This window comes from Gemmatimonas sp. (assembly GCF_021298855.1).
GTDB lineage: Bacteria > Gemmatimonadota > Gemmatimonadetes > Gemmatimonadales > Gemmatimonadaceae > Gemmatimonas.
On sequence record NZ_JAJTHI010000010.1, the window covers coordinates 126,407 to 141,598 of the forward strand.

Sequence of the window (15,192 nt, forward strand, 5' to 3'; positions counted from 1 at the left end):
AGTCTTCCCATGACCACCCGCCGCGATTTCCTCGCCACCTCCTCGGCGTCACTCGCGGCGCTCGCCGTGACCGGTTGCGATCAGGCCAACGCCCACGTCGGCACCACGCCCGTGGCCAGTGACCTGCCGCCGGCCATTGCAGCGCTCACGCCCATGAAGGACGGGGTCGTCCCCATCTCGGTAGACGAACGCAAGGCACGGCTCGACAAGGCGCGGCGGCTCATGACTGACCAGCGCATTGACGCCCTCATGCTCGCCGGGGGCACCAGCATGGAGTACTTCACCGGAATGCGCTGGGGGAACAGCGAGCGGCTGCTGGCCGTGGTGATTCCGGCCAAGGGGGCGCCGTTTCTCGTCACACCGAAGTTCGAGGAGGAGCGAGCGCTCGAACAGGCCACCATGGGACCGCTCGGCCTGGACGCCACCGTGTACGCATGGGAAGAGCACGAGGATCCGTGGGCGTTCTTCGGCAAGGGGCTGCGTGACCGCGGGCTGGCGACCGCCACCATCGGGGTGGAGGAGACGGTCAAGTTTCAGTTCAGCGACGGCGCCGCACGCCTTCCCCAGGTGCGCACCGTGAGTGGAACGCCGGTGACCGCTGGATGCCGCATCACGAAGGACGCGCACGAGTTGGCCCTCATGCGGCACGCCAGCAAGGTCACCCTGCTCGCCTACGAGGCGGCATACAAATCGCTCACGGAAGGGATGACACAGGATGACTTCGCGGATCTCGTCCAGCTCGCGCACAAGCGACTCGGCTATACCGGCAGTGCCGGTGTGCAGGTGGGCAAGTACAGTGCCCTGCCCCACGGAAGCGCCACCCCGCAAGTCGTGCAGGAAGGCAGCATTCTCCTGATCGACGGCGGCTGCAAGGTGGAGGGCTACAGTTCGGATATCTCCCGCACGTTCGTCCTCGGCAAGGCAACGCAGCGGATGAAGGATGTTTTCGAAATCGAGTTCAGGGCGCAGACTGCCGCGCTGGCCGCGGCGAGGCCGGGGGTGCCCTGCGAAGCCGTCGATGCCGCCGCGCGCAAGGTCATCGTCGATGCCGGCTTCGGTCCCGACTATCAGTACTTCTCCCATCGGGTGGGGCACGGCATGGGCATGGACGGCCACGAGTGGCCCTATCTGGTGCGCGGCAATACGCTGCCACTCGCGCCCGGCATGGTGTTCTCCGACGAACCGGGCATCTACATCCCCGGTGAGTTCGGCATTCGTCTCGAGGACGACATGGTCATCACGGAGAGCGGTGCCGAGCTGTTCACGCCCCAGTCGGAAAGCCTCGAACAGCCGTTCTGACGTCGCCGTGGGACGGTGTGGGACAGGCTAGCTTTCCCGGCATGCCCGCGCTGATCGTGGCCTTCGACGGCGTTCTTGCCGACACCCTCCTGTTGCGGGCGCATGTGCTCGCCGACGCCGCGGCGGCCGAGTTCCAGCCGCGATCAATGGCGGCGGCGCTCGCCGTGCTTCCGGGGCGCACACTGCTGGAAGCCGCGCTGGCGCTGTTCGCAGACGAGACCGAGCGGGATCCCACACTTCCCGAACTCGTCGCCCTGCGTGCGCAACGGGGGTACCGCCAGCTCGTGACGCACGGCGTTCCGGTGCACCCGGCGGTTGTGGATGAAATGGAGGCCGCGGGGCGACGGGGCGACCGCGTCGTGGTACGGGCGGACAGCGAACGGCGCGACGTGGAGCCGCTGCTCGCGCTGCTTGGGCTCGACCACACGCTGGCCTTCCTTCGCTGCAGTGATGACCGGCCACACGGAGCCGCCGCGTCACTCGTACGGAGTTGGCAGGCCATTGATGGGCGTCTGAACGGACTGCGCCAGCCGCCCTCCGAGCGAGTCGCGTGGGAACCGCATGGGGTGACCACGACCGCCGTGGCCGGCGAGTTTGCGGCGCGCGTACGCGCCTTCTGAGGCACGGCATCGCATTGATTCGTTCGCAGGCCTCGTTACACTTGGAAACGGTGTTCAGCCACGCGTGCGGGATGGACCGCGCGCCCCGTCACTCACCGGCCGCACCGACATCCCTGCGCCAAGGAGTTTCGTGAGCGATCCGTCCGTGAACCCTGCTGCCGCGACGACCGGCCTGCCGAACGGCGTGGAGTCACCATCCGTGGTGTACCCGGAACCGCTGAGCCGCGACGACGTCGAGGCGTATCACGACTTGCGGCGCGATGCGGCCTGGTTCGAGGCGCTGCACCACTGGAGCAGTATCGAAGGGCCGAAGGCCATGGAGGCGTTGAACGGCCTGATTACGAACGACGTGAGCGAACTGGCCGTGGGGAAGGGCCTGCACGCGGTGGCGCTGACGCCGAAGGGAAAGGTGGTGTGTGACATGTACGTGGTGCGCACCGCGGCCGACCGCTTCCTGCTCACGGTACTCGGGCCGAGCGCTCCGGCGTGGCTCGAGCTGGCGCGCAAGTACATCAATCCCCGGTTGGCCAAGGTGACCGACGAGTCGGACCAGTGGGCCACCTACATGCTGTATGGGGCGCGGGCGGCCGCTGCCGTGGCGGATCTGGGGGGCGGACCACCCGGTGCCGCGCCGCTCGGCGACGTCATGGGTGGCACACTCGACGAATGGCCCGTCTGGTCGCATGGCCTGTGGAACATCGGGCCGGCATCCGTGCGGCTCATTCGCGCTCCGGTCCTGGGTTCGCTGCCCGGCTTCGTCATCGTCGCCGATGCGCGCGACGCCGAGGTGGTGCGCGATCGGTTGCTGGCGTCCACGAAACGCCACGCCTCGCATGCAGTCTGGAACGTGGCGCGCATCGAGGGCGGACGTCCGGCATTCGGGGTTGATATGGACGAGCACACCATCCCGCAGGAAGCGAATCTCGACACCCTGGGCGCAATTTCCTTCACCAAAGGGTGCTACACCGGGCAGGAGACGGTGGCCCGGGTGCATTTCCGTGGCCACGTGAACCGCCACCTGCGTGGCCTGCGCGCGGACCAGCCGCTCCCGCAGTTTGCCCGGGTGTACGATGCCAACGGCAAGGATGTCGGCGATGTGCGCAGCTCGGTGCTGTCCCCGCGTCTTGGCCCGATCGCCCTGGCCATGATTCGCCGGGAGGTGGCGCCGGGAGACACGGTGCGAGTGCACGACGGGATCACCGCCGCCGTCGAGGCGCTCCCCTTCCCCGAGTGACCTGGGCAGCCTGCTGGGCCCGGAAATAAAAAAGGGGCCGCACCGAAGTGCGGCCCCTCTTCTTCACGACCAGCTTAGTGCTTGGCCGAGTCGGCCGGGGCGGCCGCGGCGGCCGAGTCAGGCTTGGCCGAGTCGGCCGGGGCAGCCATCGCGGCCGAGTCCATGGCCGGGGCGGCAGCAGCCGGGGCGGCCGCAGCGGTGTCAGCGGCGGGGGCCTCTTCCTTGGCGGAGCAGGCGGCGAGCACGATAGCAGCGGCGACGAGGGCGATGCGCTTCATGATGTTGGACTCCAAACGGTGCGATGTGTGCGCCGTGCGTCCATAATGCGCACGGCCCCCCCGGCAGGTGTGCCGACGGGGATCAAGCGAGAGGAATGTACGGTGCCACACCCAGCTGTCAAGACACCGTAATCGGATTCTAACCTGTGGCGGTACGAGGAAAACGCTTGCGGGACATGGATTTTCCCGTGTTTCTGAAACGCGAAGGCGGCGTACCCCTGTCCTCAGCTCGCGGGCACCGTTCGCAGGGTTCGTGCGCTATGCCTTGGTACCCTGCGAGGTCAGAACGGGACAGTCCGCCGCAAACAGGCGACGCCGTTCCCAGTCGCCTCTCCCCGTTTTCGTGTCCCTGATTGCTCACCGTGTCCAGACTCCCCGATACTCTCGGCGCCCTCAAGCGCTCCGGCTACGCCACCAATCGTCCGCGGAACGTCAAGGACGAGATTCGCCGCAATCTCATTGCGCGCCTGCAGGACGGCGGGCCGCTCTTCCGCGGTGTCCTCGGGTACGAGGACACCGTGATGCCGCAGATCGTGAACGCCCTGCTGGCCCGCCACAACTTCATCCTGCTCGGGCTGCGCGGTCAGGCCAAGTCGCGCATCCTGCGCGCACTCGCCTCGCTGCTCGATGAAGCCATGCCGGTGATCGCGGGGAGCGAGGTGAACGATGATCCGTTCGCGCCCATCTCCAAGTACGCGCGCACCCTCATGGACGATGCCGGCGATGACACGCCCATTGCGTGGGTCTCGCGCGACCAGCGCTACGTGGAGAAGCTCGCGACCCCCGACGTGACGGTCGCCGACATCATCGGTGATGTGGATCCCATCAAGGCCGCACGTGGTGGGCACCTGCTCAGCGACGAACTGACCATTCACTATGGCATGCTCCCGCGGGCGAACCGTGGCATCTTCGCGTTGAACGAGCTGCCCGACCTCGCGGGCAAGGTGCAGGTCGGCCTCTTCAACATCATGCAGGAGGGCGACGTCCAGATCAAAGGCTATCCGGTGCGTCTCGCACTCGATGTCCTCCTGTGCTTCACTGCCAATCCCGAAGACTATACGGCGCGCGGCAAGATCATCACGCCGCTCAAGGACCGCATCGGCAGCGAGATCATCACGCACTACCCGGAGTCGGTCGCGCTCGGGGTCTCCATTACCCGGCAGGAAGCGTGGACAAAGCGTGACCACGGCGTCGACATCCGCGTCCCCGACCTCATCGAGGAGGTCGTGGAGCGCATCGCCTTCGAGGCCCGTGACGACAAGCGCATCGACAAGCGGAGCGGCGTGTCGCAGCGCATGCCCATCACCGCCATGGAAAACGTCGTGTCGAACGCCGAGCAGCGTGCGCTGCGGAGCGGCGACGGCGAGGCGGTCCCGCGGGTGGCCGATGTCTATGCCGCGCTGCCTGCAATTACGGGCAAGATCGAGCTCGAGTACGAGGGGGAGCTGGTGGGCGGCAACGCCATTGCCAAGGAGCTCATCCGTCGTGCCTGCGATGCCACGCTGCGCGAGCGGACGGGAGATCTCGACACCGACGACATCGTGATGTGGTTCGATCAGGGGAGCGCCCTGCAGGTCGGCGACGACATCGCCATCGACGTGGTACGGAAGGGCTTCGATCTGGTGCCCGGATTGGTGGACACCGTGGTGGCACTTGGCCTCGCCCGCAAGGGCGACGATGCCATGATCGTGGTGGCCTGCGAACTCGTCCTGGAAGCGCTGGTGGCACGACGCAAGATTTCGCGCTCGGACGCCGGCGCGTATGGGCGTGCCGAGCGCGAACCGCGGCGGCGCCCCAACCAGGATTACTTCGGGTAAGCGCAGGCGGCAGTTAATCTCCGGTTAAGGGACAGGTCGTCAGAATGCGGCATGTCCCTTTTCCGTCGCTTTGCCTTTGTTGCCGGTGCGGCTGTTGCCAGTGGTGCAGGTGCCGCGCCGTTGTCCGCACAGCAGGACCGGCAGGACTCCACCGCGCGCCGCATTGAGCCGATCACCGTACGCGGCGCGCGCGCGCCGTCGGTGACCGGTGGTGCCACGGTGGTCACCATTCGCCCCGATTCGCTCCCGGTACCCCTCGCGCCAGCCCCCCATATTGGCGATGTCCTGCGCCAGACGGCCTTCGTGCTGGTCCGCCAGAACTCGCGTGGCGAAATGGAAATCGGGGTGCGCGGCAGTGACTCCCGACAGGCCGCCGTGCTGCTCGACGGGTTGCCGCTCACCGTGGGGTGGGACTCCCGTACCGACCCGTCGCTCATTCCCACCACCGGCGTGGAGCAGATCGTGGTGGTACGCGGACTGGCCTCACTCCTGAGCGGCGCCAATACGCTGGGCGGCGTGATTCGCATGGACCTCAACGGTCCGCTCGCCCGCGGTACCCGCCACGCCACATCGCTGCAGCTTGGCACCGGTGTGGACCAGTATGCCTCACGGGTACTTTCGCTCCATGCCGCCCGCCCCTTCGCAGTCCCGGGGGGCACGCTGCGCGTACGCGGCGGCGTGACGCACCGCCAGCGCGATGGCTTCGCCCTGCCCGCGTTCGGCGCCGGAGATGGACTCACCGGGGGGCTGCCCGACGCCGGGAGCCCCGGGAACGCGGCGTTGCGCACCAATTCCGACCAGCGCCAGCTCGACGGCTTTGCCACGCTGCGCTACGACCACCGGAGCGGCGCATTCGCCGGCTTCACGGCCACCGGCTACGACACCGAACGCGGGGTCGCGCCCGAGCAGCACATACAAACACCGCGGTACTGGCGGTACCCACGACAGGCCCGCACGCTGGGCATGTTCACCCTGGGCACCGGTCTTCGGCGTACCCCATTTGGCTTCGGGTCGGTCCAGGCCAGTGCCGGCCGAAGCACGCAGGACATCGAGATCGAAAGCTTCACCAATCGCAGCTACCGCACGGTGAGCACGCGCGAGCTGGGCGACGAAGTGAGCGATGTCTATCGCCTGGCGGCGAATCACTCACTGCCACGGAACGCGCAGCTGCGGCTCGCCGTCACGGAAACCGGCGTCCGATACGACGAAACGCTCGACGCCCAGCTCGCCACCGCGCGCGCCACGCGCTACGAGCAGCGTCTCGGCAGTATCGGCGCGGAACTCGACATCCCCGTTCACGAGCGCCTGCTGGTAAGCGGTGGCATGGTGCACGATGAGGCCACGACGCCGCAAAGCGGCGGCCGCCCTTCCCTGGGGCGTCTTGCGCGCACCGGCTGGCGGCTGGGCACGACGTTGCGTGTCAACGACGGCATCCGCCTGCACGCCTCCGCCAGCGAACGGGCACGTTTTGCCGCCCTGCGTGAACTGTACAGCGGGGCGCTCAACCGCTTCGACCCCAACCCGCTGCTGCGCCCGGAGCGACTGCTGGGCGTGGAAACGGGACTCACCCTCGATGGCGGCCGATTCGCCGAGTACGGCGTGCAGTTCCAGCTCGTGGGCTTTCAGCATCGCCTCGATGATGCCGTGGTGCGCATTGCCCTGCCGAATCGCCTCTTTCGCCGCGTGAACCGTGACGCCATCCGCAGCGCCGGCGTGGAGATGCTCGCTGCGTGGACACCACGGGCGCTGCGCGGAGCCACGATCAGCGGCGACGCCACCCTGCAGCGCATCCGGGTGTACGACCGGACGATCGTGGGGAACGCGAACAATGAACGCCGCGCCGAGCACAATCCGGAACGCCGTGCGTCGCTGGCGGTGACCTCACCGACGGTCCTTGGTGTTCGCGGCAGCGTCATGGCCCGACATATCGGCGTACAATACTGCCAGCACCCCGACCTGGGCCGACAGGTGGAACTCAAGGCCCAGACAATCGGCGACGCCGCGATCACCCGCACGTTCGCCCTTCGCTCCCGCGGCCTGCTGCAGCGTCTCACGGCGCTGCTGGCCATCGACAACGTGGGCGATCGTGCCGCCTATGATCAGTGCGGGCTCCCCCAGCCCGGACGCACGCTGCGGGTGGGCCTCACACTGGGATCGTGACCAGCACACCGCCTCGCCACCGGGCGAGGCGGCATGGTCAGCGTCGCGTCCCCACGCACGTCCCGGTGTTCTCGCCTACGGCATGCTTCAGCACGAGCAACGCGTCGAGCACCTGCATGCGTCCGTCGCAGTTGGCATCGGCGGCAGGGAACAGGGTCACGGTGGCCGGCAGCTGAATTCCCGCCAGCGCCTGCTGGATGAGCAAGGCGTCGGCCGCATCCACCTGATTGTCGCCGTTGACATCGCCGCGCAGCACCGCGGCCCCGGTGGCGAAGTCGTAGGCCCAGATGCCGCGCCCGTAGGTGGCGGCGACCAGCCGGTTGGTACGGGCGTTGTATACCAGGTCGGTGACGCGAATGGTGGGCATGCCAGGTTGACGCGTCCACGACCGCCCTTCGTTGGCGCTTTCGTACACACCGAACATGTTGCCCACGTACAACCGGTTGTCAGGACCCCACGCCACCGCCTGCGTGGTGACATCGGGGAGGGAACCAGTGATGTCGTTCCATGTGGCGCCCGCATCCCGGGACAGGTACACATGGGGACTTCCCGAGCCGCCCACGGTGAGGACCACGGTGTTGGGATCCGTGGGCTTCACCGCGAAGTCGGTCATGGTACGCGCGGGCAACGTGGTCTGGGGCGCCAGCCATGTAATGCCGTAGTCGCGAGAAGAACGCACGTTGCCGTCGGTGGTCCCCACGTAGATCACGTTGGAATCCGTGGGTGCCACGGCAATGGCGTTGATGACCCCGGTCCCGCGGGTGAGGTCGGGCGAGATGGGGGCCCAGGTGGTACCCTGATTGTCGGTGCGGAACAGCCGCGACCCGCCGTAGTACAGCCGCGTGGGCCGCGTCACGTCGAGCACGAACGGCGTAATGAAGGCGCGGCGGAGATCCTGGAGCGTGTCGATCGAGGCGCGCGTGATCTGCCCGGTGGTGGCGTTCACCCGGTTGATGTTGCCGCGCTGGCTCGACACGTAGTATGTGGTGGGCGACTGGGGATCGATGGCGGTGAACGATCCGTCGCCACCGAACACGCCGTTCCACTGCAGCATGCCGTTGCGCGTGATGATCGTGCCATTGTCCTGCAGCCCGGTCAGCACCCCGCTCGGATCCGTCGGGTGCAGCGACATGCCGGGGTAATGCAACGTGGTGGTGAGCCCGGAGTTGAGTGCGCTCCAGGAGGCGCCGCGATCGCGCGAGAGGAATACGCCGCCGTCGTTCCCCGAGAGGACACGCTGCGGATTGTCGGGATCGACCGCGATGGCGTGCCAGTCGACGTGAATGCGCTCGGCCATCTCCCGGAACGTGGCCCCGCCGTCAGTGCTGCGGTACGCACGCACCCCGCCGATGTAGACGATGTTGGCATCGGCGTGATCCACGGCGATCATGAGGTTGTAGCCACTCTGGGTGCCGAAGTTGAGTCGGCCGTTCGGTTCGGGCAATCGGGGGCCGATGGCGTCGAGCGTCGTGCGCGACGACGTGGCGTCATCCCAGCGCCAGACGCCGCCGAGTTGCTGGTCTGGGCGCCCCGCGACCATCCACACGCTGCCGGGTCGCGCGCGCGACACGGCAATCTCCATGCGTTGCACCGAGTCCACCGGGAAGGTCGTCACCGCGGCCCACGTGGCCCCGCGGTCGCTGGAACGCCAGAGCCCCGGCGGAAACGCGCTACCGGCCACGCCCACGCGCGCCGCATACATCACGTTGGCGTCGGTGGGATGTTGCACGATGTCGCTGAACGTGAGCGCGGGCGTGACCACCGTCCACGACTGCCCGGAGTTCGTCGAGCGCATGATGCCGCGCAGGGTCGCCGCCACCACCGTCGTGGCGCTGGTGGTACCGGCGCTGGCGCGGTCCACCACCACGCCGTAAATGGGCCAGGCCGTGGCGGCATTCTGCGTGAAGACGTCGGCGCCGTACACCGTCCAGGAGGCGCCACCGTTCGTGCTGCGCAGCATGCCGCAGCCGGCCGTCACCTCGGACACCTCACCCGTGCCCACGTACACGATGTCGGGATTGACCGGGTCGATGGCGATCGAGCCGGTCGTCAGGGAGCACTCCGTGTCGGTGAGCGGGACCCAGGTGGCCCCTTCGTTCGAGCTCTTCCACACGCCGCCCGCTGCCGTCCCCACGTACAGGGTGAAGCGATCGGTCGGGTGGAACGCCAGCGCCGATACCCGTCCGGCGTCCAGCTGCGGGAGCGAGCCGAAGAATCCATTGTCGCCGTACAGCCCGCGCGGCCCGATGCTGGTCCATTGCTGGGCCTGCGGCACCGTGACCGACGCGCGCACCGACGCGCGCATCCCCCCCACGGCCTGCAACCACTTGGTGAACGTTACGCCGTTGCCACCACCATTGAGCGGCGTGGCGCTGTCCCACTGCTCGAGCAGCGCCAGCCGACGCTGCTCGGCATCCCCTTCTCGTTCCTGGGCCACCAGCGACGACGCCCCGGCCATCACGGCCAGGAGCGCCAGCACCGAGTGGGCGAGCCGGCGGCGAGCGGGCTGCGGCAATTGCTGCGGGGTGCTGTGCATCATCGGGCCCCCTGGGCGGCGGTCACGGTCACCGCGAGCGCATTGGAGGTGCCACTCGCATTCTCGACACGAAGGTCGTACGTCCCCGACGCCAGCGGCAGCACCGGGGCGCCTCCGCGACCGGGAAGGAAGGCATCGTCGGCAGGAACGGCAAATCGCATAGTGCTGTCGTTGGTGCGCGGCACGCCCGGCACGCGAAGTCGGCCGAAGTGCACGGTGTTGAGCGAGTCAAAGCCACGGCCCCGCACCGTGAGCATCGCCACCGCGCCGCCCGTCAACGTGACTGCGGTTGGGGTGACGCTGGTGAGGAGGGGCGCGCCGCCGGGGCGGGCGTGACAGGCCACGAGCCACATGGCCGTGGCGAAGGCTGGCACCGGGCGCGTGGACAAGACCGGGCGTGTCACGGCGCACCGCCGGCAACGACGCTCTGTCGCTTGACCTCGACACTGTCCAGCACGGCCATACCGCGCGCGCCATGCGCCTCGGAAACCGACAGCATGAAGGAGGGCGTGGCCGCGGGCGTGGTGCGCACGAACGCCAACCGTACCAGCGCCCCGGCGTGGGTGCCGCCTGCCCAGGCGGCCGCCACGCGTACCGTGGCGCCGTGCGCCTTGCAGGCCAGCAGCGCATCGGTCTGCTGCGCCTCGCACTGGACGAACGTCCAGTCGCCCGCGTGCGCCACTTCACCGGTGATGCTGCCGAGCGTCTGGGGGGCCGCGCCGCCCAACACGACGTCAACGAAGACGCTGTCGTTCACGGGGCGCGCCTGCAGCGACAGCGACGTGGCCGCCACGGGCACCATGGCGTCGGTGAGATCGGTGCGGCGGCAGGCACCGGCCGTGAGCACGACGGCGAGGATCGCGAGTCGGGGAAACCGGGAAGAGGTCATCATGGAATGATCACCGACGGATTGAAGATCGAGGTGGCCGCCGTGACATCGGTGAGGTCACCCCGCAGCAACTGATTGAGCGTGATCACGAGTTGGTTGCCCTGACTGCGCTGGTTCACCCGTGCCTGCAAGCGAATGAGCTGGACGGGCCCGGTGACCGGTGTGGCGCTGGCCCAGGTCACCCGCAAGGACTGGGCAAGATCGACCTGCTGCGTGAACATGCCGGGGCGCAGCAGCGTGAATCCGGTGACGTTGAAGGGCGAAAACAGGAAGGCCCGATTGCCCGGCCACGCCACCTCGAAGTCTGCGGCCGTCAACGGGCGCCCATCGCGCGGGACGATTTCGAGGGTGATCGAGAAGGTGTCGGTGGCGATGCGATAGCTTGGCAGGGTGGCGCGGAGAATGGGCCCGGTGCCGCTCTTCGGTACGAAGACCAGCAGGGAATCGGCGACGCTGCTGGTTCGACTGGCCTGGGCCACGATGAACGTGCGACCGGCGCCGGCGCCGGTAATGCGACCGGTGGCCGACACCGTGGCCACCGAGGGATCGCGCGAGACCCACCGCACACTGGCCGGGCTCGTGGGCTGCCCCTGCAGGTCGCGCGTCAGCAGAAATGGCGTCAGCGAGGAGGTCGCGCCATCGAGTTCGATCACGCGCACCGACGTGTCGGCCTCCGAACGCGCTGTCACGATGCGAATGGGCTGCGTGGTGGTGTCGATGGCCCCCACGGCGATCGGGCGGGACGTCGCCGCCGTCAGCCCCTCGGCGCCAAAGCGCAGCGTCCGGGTCCCTGCCCCCGTGGCAAAGGTGAGCCCCGTGAAGGTGGCGCGCCCCACCGCGTCGGTAATGGCGGTCTCGCGAACGAACGTCGCCCCGTCGCTGGTGACGCGCACCGTCACTCCGGACTCCTCCGAGAAGTTGTTCAACGCATCGACGAGCCGCACCACCGGCGCCGGCTGCATCGCGATACCGGCGTCGATGGTGGCAGGAACATCGCGATCGATCACCACCCGGGTGGGGACGCCGCCGCTCAGCGTCACCGTGGCCGTGGCCGGTGTGGTAATGGAATCGGCCGCCACGGCCAGCGAGCGGGTACCGGCCGTGCCGGTCACCGTGAGGGCGCTGAAGACCGCCCGCCCCTGGGCATCGGTCGCGGTGGTGGTACCGCTCACGGTGGTGTTGCCAATGCCGCCCGTGACGGACGCCACCACGCGTCGCCCGCTCAGCGCCACGGCGTTGCCGTCCTGATCGCGCAGCTGCGCCACGACGCCGGTGGCGCCGGCCGGGACGCCGCTGCGCAGGCGGAGCGCGGAGCTCACCAGCGCGATGCTCGACACGGGGCCGGGCGCGAGGTCGATGCCCTCGGACGCCGCGGTGATGAGATTGCCGGCCGTGAAGAGCAGCGTGCGCGAGCCCGCCACGCCTTGCAGCGCCAGGTCGGTGAAGCGGGCGACCCCCTGCTGCGCCGGAACGGTGGTGGTCCCGGAGACCCCCCCAATGCTGGTCGTGACCGACACCGCGATGGTGCTCGACGTGACGAGGTTGTCGGCGGCATCCCGCACCTCGACGACGGGTTGGGTGAGCAGCGGAGTGCGCTGGGCCGCACCGGCCGGCTGGCGTACGACCGTCAGCTTTGCCGCAGCACCCGCAGTAACCGTGATGGGCAGGCTCCCCGTCGTGCCCGCGACCGTGGCGGTGATGGTGGCGGTGCCGGCCCTGGCACCGGTCACCAGCCCCGTGGCTGATACCGTGGCCACGGTGGCGTCGGCGGACCCCCACGTGATGGACGGGTTCGTGACCGGCCGGCCCTTGCTGTCGCGATAGGCGGCGGTGAGCTGGACCGTGGCCCCCGAGGTCACGGAGGTGGATCCGGTCGCCGTCACGGTTACCACGGCGGGCACATCAGGCTCTGCCGGATCACCACCGCAGGCGGTGATCGTGGCCGCAACGGCGGCCAGCAGGATGCTGGACCACGCGCGACCACCAGCGGGGGGACGCATGGCACGTGGCGGCACCGGCGCACGCCGGATCACACGGAAAAGGGCAGACATGGAAATGGAGGGAGGGGCAGAATGGCCGACTGCGGTACACTACAGGGTAAGCAGCCGTTCATCCACCCTGCGGATGGGCCTCATGGCCCGGACCGGTGACCAGCCCCCTGTCCGTAGCGATCAGACTCGAGGCTGATTACCTCGACACCATCGGCCGCGCCCTCGAACGCAATGGCCGCCGGGAGCGCCGTTCCCGTGAGGGCCAGGGAGCGCACGCACCACGCGGCGGCCCTCTCCCCCTGCACGGTCAACGATTGCAGCGCGTTGTGCTCATGCTTGGCGCCGTCGCAGCAGATGCGGTCGAGACCCACGAGCCCGATCCCCAGCGCCTTGGCGATCGCTTCCTTTCGCGTCCACAGCCGATAGAAGCAGGCGAGTTGCTCCTCCCCGGCCGCCGCCCGCACCTGCTCGACCTCGGCCGGTACGAACGCCGTAGTGGCCACGGACAAGAGATCATCGAGTGGCTGCGGTTCCTCGACATCCACCCCCACGCGCCCGAAGCGCGAGAAGGCCACGAGCACCACGTCACCGGAGTGCGAGACATTGAACCACGGACCGGAGGGGGTATCGGCCGGGGCCAGGACGGGCTTGCCTTCCCGGGTCCGCGTGAGCGGAACCGCCGCGGGCGGTACGCCCAGCCATTGCCCGAGCAGCGACCGACTCAGCGCGCTGCCGAGGGCCGATCGACGCCGATCCTCAGCGCGGCGCAGGCGCGCCACGCGCTGCTGTTCGTCGGCGCTGAGCACCGAAAGCAGGTCGTCGGTGCTGATGTCCACCGTCGACGGGCGGGCGAGCAGCACCACCACCTGATCGGCGGCGCGTTCCCGCCAGCCCGCGTTCGGCCACGGGTGCGGCCGCCCCTGGCCCATCGCTAGACCCGCCGCCAGAAGGATGCACGTCGCATGGTGACCAGACTGGCGGCCAGCAGCACCACCGCGCAGCACGCGATGGCCGCCGGCGCCCCGATGAGACCCGCCACGACCCCGATGCCCAGCGAACCGAGCGCCTGCGACAGGCCGACGAAGACGAGGGCGTAGAAGGCCATGAGACGGCCGCGGTAGCGTTCCTCCACCATGAGCTGGAGCATACCATTCGACAGGGCATTCCACATGATCATGGCCAGCCCCGAGCAGAACAGCAGCAGGTACGCGAGCAGGACGTGACGCGTATAGGCGAACGCCAGCAGCAGCAGGGGAAAGGCGATCGCCGCCGACATCAGCACGCCCCCCTTGCGCGGACGGTGGGAAATGGGGCCAGCCACGAGCAGCGCGGCCAGCAGTCCACCCACCCCCACCGTGGCCAGCATTCCGCCGTAGCCGCCGGCATCGAGCCCCAGCTGATCGCGCGCCACCACCGGCAGCAACGTGAGATAGGGCCCGCCAAACACGGCGCCGACCGTGACCAGCGCGAGCAGATCGCGCGCGTGTCCGGGACGGAGCAGATACCGCAGCCCATCGGCAGCACTGGCCGTCGTGTCGCGCAACACCTGCGGCAGCGTTGCGCGTCGCGCGCCCCTGGTTCCGGCGTCATCAACGGCCCCGGTCGGGGGCGTTCCCGCCGGCGGGGCCAGCAATTCGGTGCTGCTGATGCGGGCCAGTCCCAGCAGCACCGCGCCGAAGCTGGCCGCATTGAGTCCGAAGCACCAGGCAATGCCCAACGAGCCGATGACCGCCCCCCCGATGGCGGGCCCCACCACACGCGCCAGATTGAAGCCGCTCGAGTTGAGGGCAATGGCGGGCTGCAGGTCGTCCCGGCCCACGAGCTGAATCACCATGCTCTGCCGCGCCGGGATCTCGACCGCGCTCGCCAGCCCCTGGACGAACTGCAGGATCAGGAGAATGGCAATGGTGACCTGACCGCTCAGCGTCACCAGCCAGAGGACGCCGGCCTGCACCAGAAAGACCGCCTGCGTGGCCTGGACAATGCGGAACCGATTGCCGCGGTCGACCAGCGCACCCGCATGCATCCCGAAGAGCACGATGGGCAGGGCGCCGATACTGGCGACGAGGCCCACGATGAAGGCGGAATTGGAGAGATCGAGGGCGAGCCACCCCACCGCCATCGTCTGCATCCACGATCCAACAAGCGAGAGCGTCTGCCCGATCCAGAAGATGCGGTAACTCCGGTGACGCCGGAGGATGCGAAAGGGGTTGGCCGACGCTGCCGGCGCCGCCAGCGGCACCGAAGCCGCCCGTCCGGGCCCGGTCACGCGGGAGCTGGTTGCCGTGTGGAGCGCAAAGCGGGAGCAGTTTCGAGAGAACGGGATCGCGCGCCGGGTATCGTGCGTAGAGTATCTGCTGCAACGTAG

The 15,192-nt window shown here is 68.6% G+C and carries 12 protein-coding genes; 5 read left to right on the forward strand and 7 right to left on the reverse strand.

The features are described 5' to 3' along the window. Positions 1–9 precede the first annotated feature (9 nt). The 3 genes from LW840_RS04615 to LW840_RS04625 all read left to right on the forward strand — a co-directional run bounded on the left by LW840_RS04615 (position 10) and on the right by LW840_RS04625 (position 3,153). A complete protein-coding gene (locus LW840_RS04615; protein ID WP_291276497.1) occupies positions 10–1,299 on the forward strand; it encodes a Xaa-Pro peptidase family protein in 1,290 nt (429 codons plus the stop codon). Between the two features lie 41 nt (positions 1,300–1,340). Then, on the forward strand, positions 1,341–1,919 hold the full coding sequence (locus tag LW840_RS04620) for a hypothetical protein (RefSeq protein ID WP_291268185.1): 579 nt from the start codon (positions 1,341–1,343) through the stop codon (positions 1,917–1,919). Between the two features lie 130 nt (positions 1,920–2,049). Further along, entirely contained in the window at positions 2,050–3,153 is a 1,104-nt protein-coding gene (locus LW840_RS04625; protein ID WP_291276498.1) for a glycine cleavage T C-terminal barrel domain-containing protein, read from the forward strand. A gap of 74 nt (positions 3,154–3,227) precedes the next feature. Here the strand turns inward: LW840_RS04625 and LW840_RS04630 are convergent, their stop codons facing one another. After that, a complete protein-coding gene (locus LW840_RS04630; RefSeq protein ID WP_291269647.1) occupies positions 3,228–3,446 on the reverse strand; it encodes a hypothetical protein in 219 nt (72 codons plus the stop codon). A gap of 347 nt (positions 3,447–3,793) precedes the next feature. On the opposite strand from LW840_RS04630, the gene LW840_RS04635 reads away from it, so the two are divergent. Continuing rightward, positions 3,794–5,248 carry a magnesium chelatase gene (locus LW840_RS04635; protein WP_291268183.1) on the forward strand — a complete coding sequence of 485 codons (1,455 nt, stop codon included), beginning with the start codon at positions 3,794–3,796 and terminating at the stop codon, positions 5,246–5,248. Positions 5,249–5,299: 51 nt separating this feature from the next. Further along, positions 5,300–7,408, forward strand: coding sequence for a TonB-dependent receptor (locus LW840_RS04640; protein ID WP_291268182.1), 2,109 nt, complete (start codon positions 5,300–5,302; stop codon positions 7,406–7,408). A 37-nt stretch (positions 7,409–7,445) separates the two neighbouring features. Here the strand turns inward: LW840_RS04640 and LW840_RS04645 are convergent, their stop codons facing one another. The 6 genes from LW840_RS04645 to LW840_RS04670 form a co-directional block, all read right to left on the reverse strand. Further along, complete coding sequence (locus LW840_RS04645) at positions 7,446–9,947, reverse strand: dockerin type I domain-containing protein (protein WP_291276499.1); 2,502 nt, start codon at positions 9,945–9,947, stop codon at positions 7,446–7,448. Beyond that, positions 9,944–10,333: an IPT/TIG domain-containing protein gene (locus LW840_RS04650; RefSeq protein ID WP_291276500.1), complete on the reverse strand. Its 390-nt coding sequence runs from the start codon at positions 10,331–10,333 to the stop codon at positions 9,944–9,946. The genes LW840_RS04645 and LW840_RS04650 overlap by 4 nt, the downstream gene beginning before the upstream one ends. An 11-nt stretch (positions 10,334–10,344) precedes the next feature. Then, entirely contained in the window at positions 10,345–10,836 is a 492-nt protein-coding gene (locus LW840_RS04655; RefSeq protein WP_291263729.1) for a hypothetical protein, read from the reverse strand. Further along, complete coding sequence (locus LW840_RS04660; RefSeq protein ID WP_291263730.1) at positions 10,833–12,884, reverse strand: Ig-like domain-containing protein; 2,052 nt, start codon at positions 12,882–12,884, stop codon at positions 10,833–10,835. The genes LW840_RS04655 and LW840_RS04660 overlap by 4 nt, the downstream gene beginning before the upstream one ends. An 80-nt stretch (positions 12,885–12,964) precedes the next feature. Then, a complete protein-coding gene (locus LW840_RS04665; RefSeq protein WP_291276501.1) occupies positions 12,965–13,753 on the reverse strand; it encodes a 4'-phosphopantetheinyl transferase superfamily protein in 789 nt (262 codons plus the stop codon). Between the two features lie 2 nt (positions 13,754–13,755). Beyond that, complete coding sequence (locus LW840_RS04670; RefSeq protein ID WP_291268178.1) at positions 13,756–15,093, reverse strand: MFS transporter; 1,338 nt, start codon at positions 15,091–15,093, stop codon at positions 13,756–13,758. Between the last annotated feature and the right edge of the window lie 99 nt (positions 15,094–15,192).